The sequence below is a fragment of the Streptomyces sparsogenes genome, assembly GCF_001704635.1.
Lineage (GTDB): Bacteria > Actinomycetota > Actinomycetes > Streptomycetales > Streptomycetaceae > Streptomyces > Streptomyces sparsogenes.
In genome coordinates this window covers 47,645-66,307 of sequence record NZ_MAXF01000156.1, presented here as the reverse complement: position 1 = coordinate 66,307, position 18,663 = coordinate 47,645, and the positions used below count along the sequence as shown (strand labels likewise).

Below are 18,663 nucleotides of genomic sequence, written 5' to 3'. Positions count from 1 at the left end.
CGGCCGGCTGAGGGACCGGCGCGACGGCAGCCGGGCGGGCTGCGACCCAGAATTGGCTGTAGAGCCAATTGGTATTTGGCTGCACAGCCAATAGCATCCTTCGCATGACGTCAAGGGGTCCTGGGAAGCAAGTCCGCAAATCGGCGGCGGAGCGCCGCCGCGAGATCGTGGCGGAAGCCGCGCGGATAGGGCTCGAGGAGGGCCTGGAATGCGTCACCCGGCAACGGATCGCCGACCGCCTCGGAGTCCAGTCCGGACTCATCCACCACTACTTCCCGGTGATCGAGGAACTCGTGGCCGAGGCGTTCACCAGCGCCACCACGGAGGAGCTGGACGGACTGCTCCCGGAGGCGGACACGGCGGCGGCCGAGCCCGGCGCCGACAGCCCCCTCCGCGTCTTCCAGCGCTTCTTCACCCTCATCTCGGGTACCGAGTTCGACAACATCAGCAAGCTCTGGCTCAACGCTCGGCATCTGTCGCGGTACCGCCCAGCGCTCCGCGACCGGGTCGTCAGCCAGGAGCTGCGCTGGTGCCACCGCATCGAACAGATCATCGCGCAAGGGGTGCGGGAGGGGGCATTCCGCTGCGCCGACCCGTGGAGCGCCGCCGTACGGGTCCTGGCCGTGGTCGACGGAGCCGGCGCGTACATCAACACCAGCGCCGACCGCCGCGTGGAGCCGCTGGCCGATCTGGCCCGCACACTCGCGGAAGCGGAACTGGGCCTGACGCCCGGCGGTCTGAAGCAACCTCCCCGACGCCCGCCGGAGTGAGCACCCGCGGCTACGCCGACACGTCCACTCACCCCGGATGAGATGAGGACCGCCCGTGCGGCCAGGTCTCGGCTGCACGGGCGGTGTTGGCGGGCGCGGGGCCGTCTCAGAGGTGCTGTTCGGTGGCGCGGGTGCGGTGGTACTCGTCCTGGCGTTCATCGGTGATGTACGCCGGGATCGGGAAGTCCCACCAGCCGGGGACCCAGGGACCCGCGGCGTCGCGGTCCGTGGGGACCTCGATCACGGCGGGGGCCCCGGACTGGACCGCCTTGCGCAGGGTCGGCTCCAGGGACGCGGCGTCGTTGATCTTCCACGACTCGATCCCGAAGGCCCGGCCCATGGCCGCGAAGTCAGGGCTGTACGGCGAGCCGTCGGGGTACGAGAACTCGGTGCCGATGTGGCGGGAGGTCTGCTTGCGCTGGCCGCCTCGGATCGACATGTAGCCCGCGTTGTTCTGGACGACGAAGATCACCGGTGCGTCGGCGGTGACGCTGAGGGCGATCTCCTGGGCGGTCATGAGGAAGTCGCCGTCGCCGAGGACGCACACCACGGGGCTGTCGGGCCGGGCCAGCTTGGCGCCGACGGCGGCCGGGACGGCCCAGCCCATGGACGAGAAGCCGCCGGAGGTGAGGTGGGTGCGCGGGGAGTAGACGGGGAAGGTCTGCTTGACCGCCCCCTGAGTGTTCCCCGAGCCGGCGACGATGATCGCGTCACGCGGCAGGACGGAGCGCAGGGCGCCGAGCGGGCGCTGGGAGGTGAACGGGAAGCGGTCGCTGTCGCGGCGGCCGGCGAGCTTCTCCTCCCAGTCCTGCTTGAGCCGGGCGAGTTCGGCGAGGTACTCGGAGCGGTCGACGCCCTGGGAGGGCAGGGAGTCGACGATGGCGGCCACGGCGCGCTGCGCGTCCGCGACGATGCCCACCTCGGCGGGGTAGTTCTTGCCGATCTCGTGGGGGTCGATGTCGATGTGGATGAGCTTCGCGGGCGGGATGGAGAAGCTGATGCCCTTGGCGTAGCTGGATGCGGACCAGTCGGTGAAGCGGCAGCCGACCGAGATGACGACGTCGGCGGAGCTGGCGATCGCGTTGCCGGTCATCGTGCCGGTCTGGCCGACGCTGCCGGCGAACAGCTCGTGGTCCTCGGGGAAGGCACTCTTGCCGTTCCACGTGGTGACGACCGGGATCTGCCACCGCTCGGCGAGCGCGAGGACCTGGTCGGACGCCTCGGAGGTGATCGCACCGCCACCGACCACGATGACCGGCCGAGTGGCCGCGCGCAGCACGTCGACCGCACGCTCCACGGCTTCCGGGTCGGGGTGCTGGCGGCCGACGGGGATGCGCCGTTCGAGGTCGTGGAGTTCCACGTTCGCGGCCTCGGCCTGTACATCCATGGGGACTTCGAGGTGCACCGGGCCCGGGCGGCCGGTCAGCATGGAGTTGAAACAGCGGTGCAGGACGAAGGGGAGTTCCTCGACCCGGGTGACGACCCAGTGCCGCTTGCTGACGGCTTCGGCCACCTTGGGGAAGTCGTTGGCCGTGTAGCGGTCGAGTTCCTGGAGCAGTCCGTGGCCGCGCATGTGGGTCGGCGGGCCGCCCGTGACGACGAGGACACTGGTGGAGTCCGTGAACGCGGTGCCCATGCCGATGACGGTGTTGCTGGCGCCGGCGCCGATGGAGGTCACCGCGGCCTGCGGGCGGCCGGTGGCGCGGTAGTAACCGTCCGCGAGGTGGACGGCGCTCTGCTCGTGGAAGGTCTGTATGAAGGGGATCTTGGATTCGTCGTCGAGGAACGCGTCGGTCAGTGACCAGATGCCGTGGCCGGGGATGCCGGCGACGACGTCGACCCCGTAGTTGCGCAGAGTTCGCGCGACGATCTGGCCTCCGGTGAGGACAGGCATGGTGTGCTCCCGATCAAGCTTGGTTCGGATGGGGGATCAGGCGTTCCGACGGGCGGCCCAGGCGAAGCCCTGGGTGCACAGGCGGGTGACGTCCGGGTTCTGGAGGTCGTCGAGGTCGTGTCCGACCGCGCTGTAGAAGACGCGGCCCTGTCCCCAGGTGCGGGTCCAGGCCTGCGGGACGGTCCGGTCCTCCAGCCAGGGCAGGTGCTCGCCGGTGAAGGTGGTCTCCGCCAGGACGTGGTTATTGGGGTCGACGGACATGTAGTACTGCTCGGAGGCGACCCGAAAGTTTTTCACGCCGTCGGTGATCGGGTGGCCGGTGTCCGTGACGGTGACCTGGTAGGGGTACTTCACGCCTTCGCCCGCGGGGTGTTCGAGAAAGCTGCCGCCGATCAGCCAGTGGTACTTCAGGCTCATCCGGAACGCGGCGGCGGCGCCGTGCCAGGCGGCGATCCCGGTGCCGGCCTCCACCGCCCCCAGCAGACTCGCCTCCTGGGCGGCGGTCAGCCCCTCGGACAGCAGGGCGTTGTTCCAGTTGAGTGCGATGAGGTCGTAGCCGGTGAGGTCGGCGTCGAGCGCGAAGATGTCGTTGGCCTCGTCGACGTCGAAGCCCAGGTCCCTGAAGATCGGCAGGGCCCATTCCTGGGCGACCTGGTAGGGCTTGTGCCCCGGCCAGCCTCCGTACAGGTACAGGACGCGGGTCATGCGGTTTTCCCTCCGGCCGTGGATGCGAGGGCAGCGGCGCGGGCGCGCAGTTGCTCGGCGATCTCCAGGGCGTCGCCTTCCGGCGCGGTGGACTTGCGCTCCGGCTTCGCGGCCAGCAAGTAGACGAGACCCACGGCCGAGACGACGAGGAAGCCGATCAGCGCGATCCACCGGTCCAGGAGCGGGGTTCCGGCGTCGCCGGCGGGCCAGGCCAGCAGAACCATTCCCAGGATGCCGTAGGCCAGGGCCGCCACGTTGACCACGAGTCCCCAGCGGCCGAGGGTCCAGGCTCCGGCAGGACGCCAGCCCTTCAGGCGCATCCGCAGCGCGGCGAGTACGACCATCAGGAAGGCCGCGTATCCGGCCAGCACCTGGAAGGCCACGATCTTGGTAAGCGAATCGGGCGAGTAGAACACGAACACGAAGATCAGCAGCGGAACGACGTTCACGGCCAGCAGTGCGTTCAGGGGGACACGGTGCTTGCGGGAGATCTGCGAGAAGACCCGGGAGCCCGGGAACATGTCGTCGCGGGCGAAGGAGAAGACGATCCGGCTCGCGGCGGCCTGCTGGCTCATGACGCCCGCGATGAAGGACGTGATGGTGACCATGAGCACCGCTTTCGTGCCCACGGTGCCGACCGAGCTCTGCAGGATCGACGGGATCGGGTTGGCGTCCTTGCCCGAGAGGATCGAGGGCAGGTCGGGGGCGGCGAGCGCGTAGCCGACGAACGCGAAGAGCGCGGCCGCTCCGCCGACCGCCACGGTCAGCTGCATGGCGCGGGGGATGCTGCGGGAGGGGTTGGGGACCTCTTCGGCGATCTCGCCGCATGCCTCGAAGCCGTAGAAGAGGAACAGCCCGACGAGTGAGGCGGCGATGAAGGCCATGAAGTAGTTGTCGTGGTTGGAGCTGCTGGTCTCGAAGAAGATCGAGAAGGAGTTGTGCCGCTCGAAGATCAGCAGGTACAGGCCCACGAGAACGATGCCGATCAGCTCCGCGGCGAGCCCGATCTTGGAGATCAGGGCCAGTGTCCTGGTGCCGAAGCAGTTGCAGACCAGACAGAGGACGGTCATGCCGATCGCGATCCAAAGGCGCTCGGCGGGGGTGGAGGTGATGCCAGGCTCGTCAGCGGTACCGGCGAAGAGGCTGGCCACGAAGTCCGAGCTGAACAGCGCGGTACTGGTGATGCCGATGGTGATGCAGCAGATGTAGGTCCACGCGTTGAACCAGGCGTAGCGCCCGTTCCAGAGCCTTCGGACCCACTGGTAGAGCCCGCCGGCGAGCGGGAACTGCGAGACGACCTCCCCGAAGACCAGAGCGACGAGGAACTGTCCCGCTCCGACAATGGCTATCCAGAAGATGGACGGCCCGCCGGCGGTCGCCAGACCGACCGCGAAGAGGGACACGACGCCCACGAGGGGCGAGAGGTACACGAAGCCGAGGGCGAAGTTCGCCCACAGACTGACCTTGCGGTCGAAGCGCTGCTCGTAGCCCAGCGCGGCGAGCAGTTCCGCGTCCTCGGCCGATGAGTCAAGGCCTGGGGTCCCGCCCGGGGGAGGGACGCGGTGGGATCCGGGCGCCGTGGGCGCCTCGTTCTCTGTTGCTGACATGACGATCTCCGTGGGTCGAGGGGGAGGTGCTCCTTGTCGAACGGATGCCGCGCCGCGCCTGCGGTCCGGCGTAAGCCCTGGTCCGTCATCGCGGGTCAGGCCTGGTCGAAGGCGTAATCGGCCCAGCCCAGCGGGGCCGATCCGAAGCGTGCGGCGCGGACGTCTCCCGAGCGCGCGTGTCCCTCGAAGTTCTCGATGCGGGATGCCCTGCCGCAGATCTCACCGAGCCGGGCACTGGCCCCGGCGTCCCTGATCTCCTGGTAGGTCACCGTCTTGAGGTACTTGCCGACCCAGAGGCCGCCGGTGTAGCGGGCCGCCCCCAGGGTGGGAAGTACGTGATTGGTGCCGATGACTTTGTCGCCGTATGCGACACATGTCTTGTCACCAAGGAAGAGGGCGCCGTAATTGCGCATTCGGTGCAGGGCCTCGCGGGGCTCGGCAGTGAGGATCTGGACGTGCTCACTGGCGTACCGGTCGGCGAGTTCGTAGGCAGTGGTGAGGGTGGGAACCACGATCACCTCGCCGTGGTCGCGCCAGGCCCGCCCGGCGACGTCTCCGGTGGGCAGGTCGGGCAGCAGCCTGTCCACCCAGGCGATGGTCCGCGTGCCCACCTCCTCGGACGTCGTGATGAGGACCGTCGGGGAGTCGGGTCCGTGCTCGGCCTGGGACAGCAGGTCCGTCGCCACCACGAACGGGTCCGCGGTGTCGTCCGCGACGATCAGCACCTCCGTCGGTCCGGCGAAGAGGTCGATCCCGACCTCGCCGAACAGCTGGCGCTTGGCCTCCGCTACGTAGGCGTTGCCGGGGCCGGCGAGCATGTCGACCGCGTCGATCGTCTCGGTGCCCAGCGCCAGGGCGGCCACGGCCTGGACACCGCCCATGACGTAGATCTCGTCGGCCCCGGCCAGGTGCATCGCGGCGATGCTGACGGGCGGCGGGGCGCCCCGGTCCGGCGGCGTCGTCGCGGCGACCCGTTCGACGCCCGCGACCTTGGCCGTCAGGACGGTCATGTGGGCCGACGCGGTGAGGGGGTAGCGGCCACCGGGGACGTAGGCGCCGGCCGCGCCGATGGGGATGTTGCGCTGCCCCAGGAACACTCCGGGCAGTGTCTCCACCTCGAAGTCGGTGAGCGAGTCCCGCTGCGCCTGGGCGAAGCCGCGGACCTGCTGCTGGACGAACCGCAGATCATCCAGGACCGTCTCCGGGACGGAGGAGACGACGGAGGCGAGCTGGTCGGGACCGAGCCGGTAGGACTCCGGGCTCCAGTTGTCGAACTTCCGCGACCAGCGGCGCACGGCGGCGTCGCCGTTGGTCCGTACGTCGGCGATCACCTCCGCGACGGTCTCGACGATTTCCGGACGGCTGGTCCGTGCCGTCTTCACGGCGGCCGGAGCCTTGATGGTCTTGTGTTGTGCTGACACTCTGCACTCCTTGCAGGGGTTGTGCCTGCGGGCTTGACCTGAAGTCTGGGGAAACAAGGAGTGGGATGACAGGCACAGGGTGTGCAATATTGGCCGTGGATCCTGCACACACCGAGGTAGTGGATCATGGCTGAAGTGCTGACGGTTCGCGCTGCCCTGGAGCTCGAGGTGTTCACGCGCACCAGCGTGCGCGTGTACGCCGGGGACAGGAATCTCAACCGTCCTGTGCGCTGGGTGCACACCGGTGAGATCCCGGACATCTATCGCTTTCTCACGGGTCAGGAGATGCTGCTGACCGCCGGCCTCGGCATGGGCGCGACAGCGCTCGAGCAGCGGGCTTTCATCCGACGGCTCGCGGACGCCCACGCGGCCGTCCTCGTCGTCGAACTGGCCGGGCGCATGTTCGACTCCATGCCGGAGGCCGTGATCGAGGAGGCCGAGGCGGTCGGCCTGCCCCTGGTAGGACTCGCCGACGAGATCCCCTTCGTCGAGACCTCGGCCCAGGTCCACGAGGTCCTGGTCGGGATGCGCGTCAAGCAGCTGATCGCCGAGGAGGCCACCAGCCAGGCGTTCATGGACCTGCTGCTGGCGGACGAGGACTACCTCGGAGTGGTCAGGGAACTGGCCCGCCGCACCGGGCACCCTGTGGTGCTGGAGAACGTCGCTCATCAGATGCTGGCGTACGGGGGCGCGACGCCGGAGGCCGACCAGGTCGTGGACCAGTGGAGTGCGCACTCCCGGGCGATCCACGAACGCCACCCCTCGCTCTCGGCGCAGGACCCCGGGGTCCCCACCGCCCCGGCGGCCTCGTTCCGCGAGGTCGCGCCATGCGCCCGCCAGGCCGTGGTGCTCCGGGGCGAGTCATGGGGCTGGCTGCACCTTCTGCACGGCGGACAGCGGCCGAGCCCGCCCGAACTGCGCACGCTGGAGCGGGCCGCCGCGGCCGTGGCGATCTCGCTGCTGAGCGAGCGGGAGAGCGGCGCCCGTGCCTCCCAGCGTCAGACGGCACTGCTCAACCGGCTTCTGCTCGGCGACATCACCGGAGAGCGGTTCGTGACTCTCGGCCTGGCGCTCGGCCAGGACCTGCGCGGACGGGACCTGATCGTCGTCACGGCCTGGGCGGGGGACGAGGAGCCCACCAAGGACCACCTCCTCGCCCGTCTGCTGCAGGAGGCCGGCTGGCCCGCCGTCGTGGGCGACACCGGGGACTTCGACGTGGCGGTCGTGGGCCTGCCCACCCGCGCCGACGCCACCCGGGTGCGGACCCTGCTGGCCGATCACGGGATACGGGGTGGCATCAGCCGGATCGTGGAGCCGGCGGTCCTTCCGCTGGCGCTGTCCCAGAGCCGCAGCGCGGCGTCCGTCGCGGCCGCGGCCTCGACCGCGGAGGTGCGTCATTTCGACGATCTGGGCGCGCTGCGCCTCCTCGTCGCGCTCTCCGAAGGTCCCGAGCTCAGACGGTACGTCGAGGATGAACTCGGTCCGCTCCTCGAGCACGACGCCCTGGTGAAGAACCCCCTGTTGCCCACCCTGCGCACCTTCCTCGACTGCGGTGGCAACAAGGCCCGGGCGGCGGAGGAGCTCTTCATCCAGCGACGCACGCTCTACCACCGCCTCGACAAGCTCTCCGAGATCCTCGGCCTCGACCTCACACAGGTCGGCAACCAGCAGCGGCTGCTACTGGCCGTACGCGGACACGATCTGCTGCGCAAGCCGACGCTGCGGCGGACCTGACCGCCCTCACCGCCACGACGTCAGCCCTTCGTCGCCCTGGCGAGGGACGGGGCGATGCGCAGGGCGTTCGCCCCGATCGTCAAGGCCGGGTTGAGCGCCGCGGAGGACGGGAAGAACGACGAGTCGGTCACCCAGAGGTTGTCGACGTCATGGCTGCGGCAGAGGGGATCGAGCACGCTCTCCGCCGGGTCGTGACCCGCCACGGCCGTTCCGCACATGTGGGAGTTGGTCTCGATCCCCATGCGCTGGGTGAAGATCAGCGGATAGCCGGCCTTGCGGACCGCCCGGGTCACCCGGCGCACGAGTTCGTGGTGGGGCGCGAGGTTGGTCGGCGTCCAGTCGATGAGGATGCGGTCCCCGTCCACGCGGACCCGATTGTCCCGGGACGGGAGGTCCTCGGTGGTCAGGTAGATGTCGAGGCTTCTGGCCGCCATGAACTTCAGGGCCCAGGTCGGTGCCCACGGGCGCGCGGGCTTGAGCATGGGGGCCTGCAGCTTGCCCAGCATCTGGAGATTCCCGAGCGGGAAGCGTGTTCCCGGTCCGGCTTCGTAGAAGTCGTTCAGGCCGAGTGTCTTCTGCCACTTCGTGGGGTTGGTCCGCAGCGGGTTGACCCCGACGAAGAACGTGCTGTTGTGGACCATGTAGTTGCGGCCCAGCAGTCCGGACGAGTTGGCGAGCCCTTGAGGGTGCGCGTCGTCGGCCGAACGCAGCAGCAGCGCGGCCGAGTTGACGGCACCTCCGGCGAGGGCGAAGGTTTTGGCGTTGACACGGATGATCCGGCCCGCGTGCCGTGCCTCGGCGGCGACGACCTTCCGGCCGTCGGGCGAGGTGATCAGCCGGGTGACCTCCGCACCCGTGAGGATCCTGACGCCGTCGCGCAGCGCGGGGAGAAGGAGCCGGTTCTCGGCGTCGGACTTCATGCCCGTCTCGTCCGGACAGCCGTCGGCGGTCGTCACGGCGGCGCGGTCGGCCTGCGTGCTGATGTTCAGGGCGTTCGGTGTGTGGAACGGATGCAGGCCCTGCCCGCGCAGCGACCGGGCGAACCGCTCGATCTCCGGTTCGTGCTGGAGCGCAGGATACGGGTAGGGCTTGGAGCGCGGCGGCTCGGTCGGGTCCTCGCCGGTCTGCCCGTGCACCTGGAGCAGCTGCTCCATGGCGGTGTAGAAGGGCTCCAGGTCGTCGTAAGCGAAGGGCCAGGCGCGCGAGACACCCTCGTGGTGTTGCACCTCGGTGAAGTCGCTGCGCCGGAAACGGGGCAGCATGGCGCCGTAGAAACGGGTGTTCCCGCCCACCCAGTAATAGACACCCGGCGCGAACGGCTTGCCGGTGCTGCCGTCGTACCAATAGCCCGCGTTCTTGTAACGGCCCTTGATATACATCTCGACCGGCTGCGAGTTCTCGGGTTCACGTGGAAGGAAGTGACCCCGTTCCACGACGAGTACGTCGAGACCGGAGTCCTTCAGCGCCCAGGCCAGCGAGGACCCGCCCATGCCGGAGCCGATGACCAGGACATCGGTGCTGATCTCCTCGGCGGTACCGACTGAGACGAGGGCGTCGGGCCGAAGCTCCGGAGGCGTGTAATTCTGACGGACCGGGTCGGACATGAGTCGGGATCCCCTCTTCGCCGCAATAGTTCCAAGAGAGCCTAAGCAGCGGCATGGATACAGAACATGCACGGAATGGGTAACGACTGGCGCCATAAGCGCTCACTTCGTGCATGTGCTGAGCATGTCCGGCGTCCCTAGCCTCTCCAGGAACGGCACGCGCCGACCAGGGCGACCAGAGTTCCACGGAGGCGAAATGGACAGGGAATCGTACGACTACGTCGTCGTCGGGGCCGGATCGGCCGGCTGCGCGGTGGCGGCCCGGCTGTCCGAGGATCCGGATGTCACGGTCGCGCTGATCGAGGCAGGACCGCCGGCCCGGGGCCGCCTCTTCGAGATCCCCGCGCTCTTCTCGCAGCAGATGAAGACAGCGTTTGACTGGGACTTCGAGACGGAACCCGAGCCGCAGCTCGCGGGTCGCCGCGCCTACCTGCCCCGCGGCCGCGCGATCGGCGGCACCAGCTCGATGAACACCATGCTGTACGTGCGCGGGCACCGCTACGACTACGACACGTGGGAGCGGCTCGGCAACCCGGGCTGGGGGTACGACGACGTCCTGCCGTTCTTCAAGAAGTCCGAGGACAACGAGCGCGGGGCCGACGACTTTCACGGCGTCGGCGGCCCCCTCACCGTCAGCAACCCCCGCTCCGTCCACCCGCTGCTGACGGCATGGGTCGAGGCGGCTCAGGACGCGGGATACAAGTACAACTCGGACTTCAACGGGGCCGAGCAGGAGGGTGTGGGCTACCATCAGGTCACGCAGCGTAACGGCCTGAGGTGCAGCAGCGCGATCGCGTTCCTGGAGCCGGCCGCGGGTCGTCCGAACCTCACCGTGCTTCCCTCGACGACCGCCCTGCGCCTGAGCTTCGACGACTCGCGGGCCGCCGGCCTGGAGGTCGACCACCTCGGAACCGTCCGGACGATCCATGTCGACCGTGAGATCGTGCTGTCCCTCGGGGCCTACAACTCGCCCCACCTGCTTCTCCAGTCCGGTGTCGGGCCGGCCGACGAACTCTCCGCGGGCGGGATCACCCCCCTGCACGATCTGCCGGACGTCGGCAGGAACATGCAGGACCACACCGGGTGCTTCATCAGCTTCTTCAGCGACACCGAGCCGCTCCTGGGACCGGACACCTCCGCGCAGGAACAGCTGCTGCGCCGGCAGGGCACCGGCCCGATGGCCTGGAACGAGACCGGCGGCTTCTTCAGCTCCAGCGACGACGTCCCTGCCCCGGACATCCAGGTCCACGCCGCGCTGGGGATCGTCCGCGAGGAAGGTCTCGCCGCGCCTCTCGAGCCCGGAATGTCGTTCGGGCCCTACGTCGCCCGGCCCGCGAGCCGTGGCTCGGTGCGGCTGCGGCACTCCCACCCGTACGCCAAGCCGCGCATCTTCCACAACTACCTCGACGACCCCGACGACCGGCGGCGGCTGCGGGAGGGCGTCCGTCTGTGCATGCGCATCGCCCGTGAACAGCGGTTGACGGCCCTGCTGCGGTCGGACCTGCGCGGGGCCGCTGACGCCGGACTCGCCCCGCTGTCGGACAGCGACCAGGACATCGACGACTTCATCCGCACGCAGTCGTTCTCCTTCTACCACCCGTCGGGCACCTGCATGATGGGCAAGGTCGTCGACCACGAACTCCGGGTGCGCGGGCTGGAGAACGTCCGCGTGGCGGACACGTCGATCATGCCGACCCTCGTCACCGGGAACACCAACGCCCCCGCCATCATGATTGGCGAGAGGGCCGCCTCGTTCATACGGACGTCGGCAGGGTGAACCCTTCTGAGCGAGCCGTGCCGGTCTCTCACACGGTCCGGACGACGGTTCCGCCGGCTTCGAGTGCGGTGACCTCGTCGGCGGCCGCGGAGGCGTCGGTGACGAGAGTGTGCACGAGGGCGGCGGGGCCGACGTAGGCGTAGGCGGTGTGGCCGAGCTTGCTGCCGTCGGCGGCGGCGATGACACGGCGGGCGGAGGCGATGCCCGCCTTCTTCACCGCGGCGTCGTCGAGGTCGTAGGCGGTCAGGCCGTCGGCCGCGGTCAGCCCGCAGCAGCCGACGACGGCGGTGTCGAAGCGCAGAGCGGCCAGGGAGGCGAGGGTGAGGGGGCCGGTGAGGGCCCCCTCGGCGACGCGGGGCTGGCCGCCGGGCACGACCAGGGTGGCCGGGCCGGGAGTCTCGGCGAGCAGGTGGATGGCCTGCAGGGACAGGGGCATCACGGTGACGGGCCGCTCGCGCAGGAGCCGGGCCACCTCCAGACAGGTGGTGCCGCTGTCCAGCAGGACGGTCTCGCCGTCGGCGACGAGTGCGGAGACGGCGGCGGCGATCCGGTGTTTGGCGTCGATCGCCTCGCGGGCGCGCAGCGCGAACGGGGGCTCCTCGCCCCGGAGCAGCAAGGTGCGCGCCCCGCCGCGGACGCGTTCGAGGACGCCCTGGGCGGCGAGGGTGTCGAGGTCGCGCCGGATGGTCATCTCCGAGGCGCCGGTCAGCTCCGCGAGTTCCTGGACCGTGGCACCCCCGGAGTCCCTGACGACCTTCGCGATCAGCCCGTGCCGGTCTGCGTTGCTCATACCGCGATTGAACACCACCGTGAAATGAACAACGAATCTGTTCGTTTGCGTAGTCTCCAAACGCTCGAAATGTTCGTTACGCTGGTCGGTGTGGAACGTGCCCTGCGAGCCGCCCGCGTGGCGACCTATGTCTCCTTCGTCCTGTACGGCACCTTGCCGGGGACGTGGGTGGTGCGCACCGGACCCGACCTCATCCGCCAGGCGGAGACGGAGACAACGGCCGACCGCACCCGCCGGGCCGAGACGGCCGCCAACCACCCCCGCCCGTGCGAGATGGCGGCCCGCGACCACTGACCGCTTGTGCGGCACGGTCCGTGACAACCGTGCCGCACCACCTCTCTCCTCCCCGGTCATCAGGGCCGGGAGGAAAGCCCTCAGCCGACCGAAGGAGCCCCCGATGTCCGAGTCCCTCGCCCTGCCCGCCCGTGGCCGGGTCGGTGTCATGCTGCCCCGCGATCTCCCCGTCGGCGATGTACTGCCCTTCGCCCGGCGTGCCGAGGAACTGGGGTTCGACCAGGTCTGGGTAGTGGAGGACCTCGGCTGGCGCGGCGGTGTCGCCCAGGCCGCCACCGTCCTGGCCACCACCACGAACCTCACCGTCGGGATCGGCATCATGCCCGCCGGCGCCCGCAACGTGGGCTTCGCCGCGATGGAACTGGCCACCCTCGCCCAGCTCCACCCCGGCCGGCTCATCGCGGGCGTCGGCCATGGCATGCCCGGCTGGATGCGGCAGGCCGGATCCTGGCCCGCCAGCCCCCTGACGCTGATCAAGGAGTACGCGAGAGCGCTGCGACTGCTCATCGCGGGTGAGCCTGGCCCGGCGAACGGCCGGTACGTGCGCTGCGAAGGCGTCGTCCTCACCGAGATCCCGGACATCGTGCCCCCGGTCGTCCTGGGCGTCCGCGGCCCCAAGTCGCAGGAAGCCGCGGGTGAGGTCGCCGACGGACTCCTCTTGGCCGAGCCCGCCGCACCCGCTTACATCACCGCCTCCCTGCGCAACCTGGGCGCCTCCGCGAAGCCTCGGGAGATCGTCGTCTACGACGCCGCGGCCGTCGACGACGACGAGGAAGCCGCCCTGGCCCGCGTCCGCGCCGTCCTGGAGTCGGTCGGCGAGCCGGAGTGGGCCGCGCACATCGCGCCCCTGCCCTTCGCCGAGGACCTGCGCACACACCGCGCCGCCAGCCCCGACGCCGGGCACTTCGCCCGGACGATGCCCGCCGCCTGGGTCCGCGAGCTGAGCATCGCCGGCACCCCCGCCCAGGTCCGCGCCGCGATCGACGCCCGCCATGCGGCCGGCGCGACCAGCGTCGTGCTCGCCCCGGCGGGCCCCGACACCCTGGCCGCCCTCACCTCCCTCGCCCGCGCCCTGCCCGACCGGCACTGAACCCGACGCCCCGAGACCCAAGGGAACCGAGCCTCATGGCCCCCGACCGCCGCCGCATCGTGCTCTTCGACCTCTTCGGGGTCATCGCCCGCCACCAGCGCCCGGGCGCGCTGGAGAAGATGGCCGCCCGCTGCCACACCTCCCTCGACGCCTTCACCACGGCCTACTGGACCCATCGCCCGCCCTACGACGCCGGCCGGCACACCGCGTCCGCGTACTGGACCCACGTACTGCACGCGCTGTCCCGCCCCGCCGACGCCGGCACGATCGAGGAGCTGCGGCTCACTGACATCGACAGCTGGTCCCGCGTCGACGACCGCATGGTCGCCTACGTGTGGACCCTGCGGGACCGCGCCCGGGTCGCCCTGCTGTCCAACATCCCGGCGGACCACACGGACGCCTTCCTCGCCGCCCAGTCCTGGCTGCACGACCTCGACCACGTGGCGTTCTCCGGGAAGATCGGCGCGGCCAAGCCCGACCCGGCCGGCTTCCAGCACTGCGTCGTCGCCCTGCGCGCCGCGCCCGCCGACTTCCTCTTCGTCGACGATCGCGAGGAGAACGTCCGCGCGGCGCGGGCCATCGGCATGAACGGGCACGTCTTCGACGGCCAGGACGACCTCGCAGCCGCCGTCGACGCGTGGCTGTGAACCCGAGGAGCGGCGCTCCCCGACGCTCCCCGACAGGACGGAGACTCCTTCGTCTTCATCAAGGTGATGGAGGGAGGCGGCTGTCGGACGGATGTTCCTGAACCCCCGCCGGACTCGGGCTGGGGTGAGCCGGTCCGGCGGGGCCGGGTTCTCCCAGGGGTGTCTTAAGTCCTGGACCAGCGGGCGGGCGAGTCGGAGCTGGTGTGGGCGGCGACGACGAGCCGGGTCCACCGGTCGGCGGCCTCGGGGCTGCGGAGCCTGATTCAGGCCCGCATGGAACGCACCGTGCCCACGGCGGTGTTCTGGGGCCAAGAGCCGGCCCGACCAGGGACCTCACCGGCCCGTCGGCACTCTCACGGCCTTGGTCGATCATCAGCGTCTCGACAGCACACATCATCACACCAGGGCCGCACCGCTGTCTCCTTCGAGGAAACTCTTCTGCCCGGACCGTCCAGCGAAGCTAGCCTCTTGCCATGAGTTGGGACGAAGGACGCCTGCTGGCCCTGGAGATCGACGCGAACTACGGCCTCGCGCCGGACCCGGACACCCCGCACGCAGCCCTCAGAGATCCTTCCCTGCTCGCGGTGTGGGCATGGTCCCCTCACGCACGTCTCCTGGCACTCTCGCCCGGACTCGCGCTCCCCGACTCCCTCGACGGCATGGAGCAGGAGTACAGCCCCGGTCGTCCACCCGATGCACTTCACTGCCTGGTCGCATCCCTTGACGACCGGACGGTGTCCGTCGAGGGCGGCCCGTGTTTCGTCTTCCCGGACCGTCTCGCCGTCCCAGACCCAGCCCCGCTGCCGATCATCGTCTCCACCGCCGACGGCCAGCGCACCGCCCAACACCTGATCCGGCCGGACAACTGGCAGCCCGACGAGTGGAACGAACTGATCAACGGGCGCATGGGTGAGTGGGCCATGGCCGTCCACGAACGAGAGCCGGTGTCGATCTGCTTCACACCCGCGTCGAACGCCACCGCCGCAGAGGCGGGCATCTGGACCCGCCCCGACTTCCGCGGCAAGCGCCTCGCACCGACCGTCGTAGCCGCCTGGTCCCGGCGTGAGCACCGCAACAAGACCGTGCTCTTCTACAGCACCACCGCAGACAACCACGCCTCCCAATCCGTCGCCCGGGCACTCGGCCTCACCCCACTGGGCTGGATCTGGACCGCACGTTGAAAGACAAGCTCAGCTCGACGTTTCACGCCCCGGTCCGAAATCGGACTCGAACTTGGTCGCTCACCTGGGCATTCGCCGGACGGTGCGGTGGACCCGGCCTGATCCCGTGCTCCGACCAAGGATGCGCGTGATCAGACCGGGGCCCATGAGACGAGTGTGCTGCGACAGCCGGATGCGCGTGAGGCGTTCGCGACGCTGTCACGCTTCCGCGCGGAGTTCTACGAGTGCCTGAGCGGACGGGGGGATGCGCTGCTCGAGCTGGTGGACGCATTGCTGTGCACGGACGGCCCGGTGAAGACGCTGGTGGACCTGGCGCTGGCGCCCGAACCCCGCCGCGGTCACGGATCTCTCCATGGCGCGCTGAACCATGGCCGCATTGAGGTGGACCGGCTGCGCCGGACTCCAGCGAGCCTGGTGCTGCCGAAGGCAGCGGACGACCGACTCGTCCAGGCCGTGGACGTCTCCCCATGGCTGCGGCCGGATGCCGCCACCTGCCCGGACCGCTCGTTCTGCCACACCTACGGCCGCGGCGACGCCAAGCACCAGATGATGCCAGGCTGGGCGCCGCCCGACACCGCCACGGGTCTACGACCCCAAGGGCGGTCGACCGCCCGAACACGGCAGCGAGTTCGTCACCGGCCGCCTGGATAGGCCACCGCCGTCTGGAACGCTGCCGCCTCGACCTGGCCAATCCCCTCCTGAACGCCCGCCCGATCCAGGCCATCGCCGAACTCTGGGGCTTCCACAACCCCACCCACTTCAGCCGCCTCTTCCGCGCCACCTACGGGATCCCTCCGCCGGGACTACAGACACCTCCCGCCCAAGGCGTGCGCGAATCGGCAACCACCCTGCGCGGAATGACAAGGCCGAGTGCCATCGCTCTCGGACATCCTGAAGGCCGCGAAGCCCTGACCTCAGGAATCGGATCGATCAGGAGGCACTACATGAACATCCGACGTGCACTCGCCGTCGGCGCGGCCACCGCCGCGCTCGCCGGCGGATTCGCTGCCAGCCCGGCACAGGCAGCAGGGGGGACCGCGCCCGCCTGCGTCATCCGCAGCGTCAGCGGCACCATCGAGGGCTTCAGCGTCTACCTCGAGAACACCTGCCGCAACACGATGCGGGTCCAGGTCATCGTCAGCCTGGCGCCCGACAGCCGCTGCTACACCCTCGCGCCCGGGGACTGGGACGTCTACACCTACGAGGGCATCACCGGGAACTACGACAGGACTGCGGTCTGCTGAATGGTCTCGGAGATACCTTGGTACTTCCGCCCAAGATCGATCCGTGATGCATGAGGTGTGATCGGGACGGTCACGACGGAGTCGGCGGCGGAGCCGGTGGGGTGACCGGGTCGGAAAAGTGCCGCGGCAAGGGCGGTTGGGCCGCGCGGGACGCGGCTCAAGAATCGACTCGGCTCCCCCTGGCACGGGGAGGGCCCGCGGCCTGTTGGCGGCGGGCCCTCGGCCGTGCAGCTGTCCTCCGCCGGGAAGGGGTTGACCGTCCGTACAGCGGCGGACGTGTTCCTCGACTCGCTCGACAACCCGCACACCCTCCGTTCGTACGGCATCGGCGTCGGCAAGACCGCCGAACGCCTCGACGAGGCCCGTCCGCTCGCCACGGTCGCGGACGACGAGATCGACGAGACTCTCGAACTGCTGTGAGGCACCTCCGCGGTCAACGCGTGGAACGCCCGCCGGGCCTCCGTGCTGTCGTGGCTGGGCTGGTGTGCCGAGCGCGGCTATGACGGCCCGGCGGTCCCGGCCTGGGTGAAGCGGCTCACAGCAGGGCCCGTGCCCTGCTCGACGCCCACACCGCGGTCGGCGGGGCGCCGGGCACGGGCCGGGACCTTCACGAGTACCGGCATTCGAGCCTCACGCACCTCGGCGGAGGCGATCGCCGAGGTCACGAGTCTGCTCGCGCCGGGGGACAGCAGACGGTGAGGCTCTACAGGCCGGGGACGCCGTGGGAACTCGGCCGCTGTCTCAAGGCCCGGGTTCGCTGCTTTGCCTACGGCGTAGGCCATGACCGTACCCACCAGGGCAGGCCCGTCAGCCCAGCAGCGCGAGCAGCCGCCCCAGCGCCTCCACGACGGGCCTGCCCACCTCGCCCACGGTCGCCGCGATCTGTGAGACGGACGCCAGGATCATGCCGCGCTCACGGAGGGCGGCCCGGTCGGGGGTGAGCGCGGGCAGCGCGTCCTCCAGGGTCTGGGCCTGGTCCGGGGTGAGCTCCGGGCGCAGGTCCTGGAGGAGGCGGGTGAGGTCTGTCACGGCGGCCCGCAGCTCGGTGTCCTGAGCGGTGCCGTCGTTGTGGACGACGGTGCCGTGGTTGATCCCCGTGTTTCCCTTGCCGCCGTTCATGTTGACGACGGAACCGAAGTTGTTCGTGGTGTTGTACAGGACGGCGAAGAACTCGTATTCCGGGTGGTCGATCGCGTACACGATCTGCCCGGCGACCGACCCAACGACCAGCACCGGCTTTCTCGACCGGAGCAGGACGGCGCAGACAACGACCAGGTTGAACAGGGTCAGGACGCTCAGGACAGGGCCACCGACCCAGCCGCCCCCGTCCGTGAGGTCGAGCCGGGCGGAGACCAAGAAGGCGAAGACCACCAACGGCAGGAAGTAGACGCCGGCCTTGCCCCAGTCGGGCTTCGACTTGAACACTTCGACCCAGCTGATATTGCGCACCGGAACCGCCGCCCAACCCACCCACAGGATTCCCCGCTGGACCCGGAGTTCCACCGGCTTTCCCCTGCGGGGAGGCGGCGGCATCTGAGGAGGCGGCTGCGGCGGCTGAGACGGGGGCCGGGGCGGAATCTGTGGCGGAGGCCCGGGAGGTGTCCCGGGAGGTGGTACGCCGATGCCGTCTGTGTGATCCATGGTCCCTCGTGCTGTTGTCACAACCATCCGCGCAGTGCGTGGCGCGGGAGCATCATTAAGCCTTTGTGGGGTCGTGGGACGGCAGACGAGATACGGCCAATGTCATCGTCACTCGTCGTCGGCAACGTCCGGGTCCCCCAGCGGCCGCAGACCGCCGGGAAGGTCGGGAAGTTGGAACGAGTACCGGCCCAGCATGTGGAGGTGCTGCCGCACGAACGGGGAGAGGCGGGCGACTTCGCGTACCTGCTCCTTCGACAGCCCCGG

15 protein-coding genes and 4 pseudogenes are annotated in these 18,663 nt (G+C 69.8%); 11 read left to right on the top strand and 8 right to left on the bottom strand.

The features are described 5' to 3' along the window. The first annotated feature begins 104 nt into the window (after window positions 1-104). Window positions 105-770: a TetR/AcrR family transcriptional regulator gene (locus tag BBH68_RS31460; protein ID WP_065967129.1), complete on the top strand. Its 666-nt coding sequence runs from the start codon at window positions 105-107 to the stop codon at window positions 768-770. 106 nt (window positions 771-876) lie between these two features. On the opposite strand, the gene BBH68_RS31455 is transcribed toward BBH68_RS31460, so the two are convergent. The 4 genes from BBH68_RS31455 to hisD form a co-directional block, all read right to left on the bottom strand. After that, a complete protein-coding gene (locus tag BBH68_RS31455) occupies window positions 877-2,664 on the bottom strand; it encodes a thiamine pyrophosphate-binding protein (RefSeq protein ID WP_065967128.1) in 1,788 nt (595 codons plus the stop codon). 36 nt (window positions 2,665-2,700) lie between these two features. Further along, the gene (locus BBH68_RS31450) at window positions 2,701-3,369 is read right to left on the bottom strand and encodes a ThuA domain-containing protein (RefSeq protein ID WP_065967127.1); all 669 of its coding nucleotides are present in this window, start codon (window positions 3,367-3,369) and stop codon (window positions 2,701-2,703) included. Further along, window positions 3,366-4,976 carry an APC family permease gene (locus BBH68_RS31445; RefSeq protein WP_079151320.1) on the bottom strand — a complete coding sequence of 537 codons (1,611 nt, stop codon included), beginning with the start codon at window positions 4,974-4,976 and terminating at the stop codon, window positions 3,366-3,368. The genes BBH68_RS31450 and BBH68_RS31445 overlap by 4 nt, the downstream gene beginning before the upstream one ends. A 95-nt stretch (window positions 4,977-5,071) precedes the next feature. Beyond that, the gene (gene hisD / locus BBH68_RS31440; RefSeq protein ID WP_065967126.1) at window positions 5,072-6,397 is read right to left on the bottom strand and encodes a histidinol dehydrogenase; all 1,326 of its coding nucleotides are present in this window, start codon (window positions 6,395-6,397) and stop codon (window positions 5,072-5,074) included. A 126-nt stretch (window positions 6,398-6,523) separates the two neighbouring features. On the opposite strand from hisD, the gene BBH68_RS31435 reads away from it, so the two are divergent. Further along, window positions 6,524-8,131, top strand: coding sequence for a PucR family transcriptional regulator (locus BBH68_RS31435; RefSeq protein ID WP_065967125.1), 1,608 nt, complete (start codon window positions 6,524-6,526; stop codon window positions 8,129-8,131). Window positions 8,132-8,151: 20 nt separating this feature from the next. On the opposite strand, the gene BBH68_RS31430 is transcribed toward BBH68_RS31435, so the two are convergent. Then, entirely contained in the window at window positions 8,152-9,735 is a 1,584-nt protein-coding gene (locus tag BBH68_RS31430; protein WP_065967124.1) for a GMC oxidoreductase, read from the bottom strand. Between the two features lie 196 nt (window positions 9,736-9,931). Here BBH68_RS31430 and BBH68_RS31425 point away from each other — a divergent pair, with 196 nt between their 5' ends. Further along, on the top strand, window positions 9,932-11,512 hold the full coding sequence (locus BBH68_RS31425; RefSeq protein ID WP_065967123.1) for a GMC family oxidoreductase: 1,581 nt from the start codon (window positions 9,932-9,934) through the stop codon (window positions 11,510-11,512). 28 nt (window positions 11,513-11,540) lie between these two features. Here BBH68_RS31425 and BBH68_RS31420 read toward each other — a convergent pair whose 3' ends face one another. Continuing rightward, window positions 11,541-12,302 (bottom strand): DeoR/GlpR family DNA-binding transcription regulator, encoded by a 762-nt coding sequence (locus BBH68_RS31420; RefSeq protein ID WP_065967122.1) that lies wholly within the window; start codon window positions 12,300-12,302, stop codon window positions 11,541-11,543. A gap of 90 nt (window positions 12,303-12,392) precedes the next feature. On the opposite strand from BBH68_RS31420, the gene BBH68_RS31415 reads away from it, so the two are divergent. The 3 genes from BBH68_RS31415 to BBH68_RS31405 all read left to right on the top strand — a co-directional run bounded on the left by BBH68_RS31415 (window position 12,393) and on the right by BBH68_RS31405 (window position 14,333). Beyond that, a complete protein-coding gene (locus BBH68_RS31415; protein ID WP_141713100.1) occupies window positions 12,393-12,596 on the top strand; it encodes a hypothetical protein in 204 nt (67 codons plus the stop codon). Window positions 12,597-12,699: 103 nt separating this feature from the next. Next, a complete protein-coding gene (locus tag BBH68_RS31410; RefSeq protein ID WP_065967120.1) occupies window positions 12,700-13,686 on the top strand; it encodes an LLM class flavin-dependent oxidoreductase in 987 nt (328 codons plus the stop codon). A gap of 35 nt (window positions 13,687-13,721) precedes the next feature. After that, on the top strand, window positions 13,722-14,333 hold the full coding sequence (locus BBH68_RS31405; protein ID WP_065967119.1) for an HAD family hydrolase: 612 nt from the start codon (window positions 13,722-13,724) through the stop codon (window positions 14,331-14,333). Between the two features lie 78 nt (window positions 14,334-14,411). Here BBH68_RS31405 and BBH68_RS43590 read toward each other — a convergent pair. Then, a pseudogene (locus tag BBH68_RS43590) lies at window positions 14,412-14,593 on the bottom strand (NF041680 family putative transposase); the annotation flags it as partial. Between the two features lie 213 nt (window positions 14,594-14,806). On the opposite strand from BBH68_RS43590, the gene BBH68_RS31400 reads away from it, so the two are divergent. The 5 genes and pseudogenes from BBH68_RS31400 to BBH68_RS44615 all read left to right on the top strand — a co-directional run. Next, window positions 14,807-15,514 (top strand): GNAT family N-acetyltransferase, encoded by a 708-nt coding sequence (locus BBH68_RS31400; RefSeq protein ID WP_065967118.1) that lies wholly within the window; start codon window positions 14,807-14,809, stop codon window positions 15,512-15,514. Between the two features lie 159 nt (window positions 15,515-15,673). After that, window positions 15,674-16,075: pseudogene (locus BBH68_RS43585) on the top strand (transposase); the annotation flags it as partial. Beyond that, window positions 15,982-16,251: pseudogene (locus BBH68_RS43580) on the top strand (hypothetical protein); the annotation flags it as partial. The pseudogenes BBH68_RS43585 and BBH68_RS43580, both read left to right, overlap by 94 nt. 207 nt (window positions 16,252-16,458) lie before the next feature. After that, a complete protein-coding gene (locus tag BBH68_RS43575; RefSeq protein WP_065967116.1) occupies window positions 16,459-16,758 on the top strand; it encodes a hypothetical protein in 300 nt (99 codons plus the stop codon). 252 nt (window positions 16,759-17,010) lie between these two features. Further along, window positions 17,011-17,337: pseudogene (locus BBH68_RS44615) on the top strand (site-specific integrase); the annotation flags it as partial. A gap of 228 nt (window positions 17,338-17,565) precedes the next feature. On the opposite strand, the gene BBH68_RS43565 reads toward BBH68_RS44615, so the two are convergent. Further along, window positions 17,566-18,291, bottom strand: coding sequence for a DUF6232 family protein (locus BBH68_RS43565; RefSeq protein ID WP_281182504.1), 726 nt, complete (start codon window positions 18,289-18,291; stop codon window positions 17,566-17,568). Window positions 18,292-18,663 lie beyond the last annotated feature (372 nt).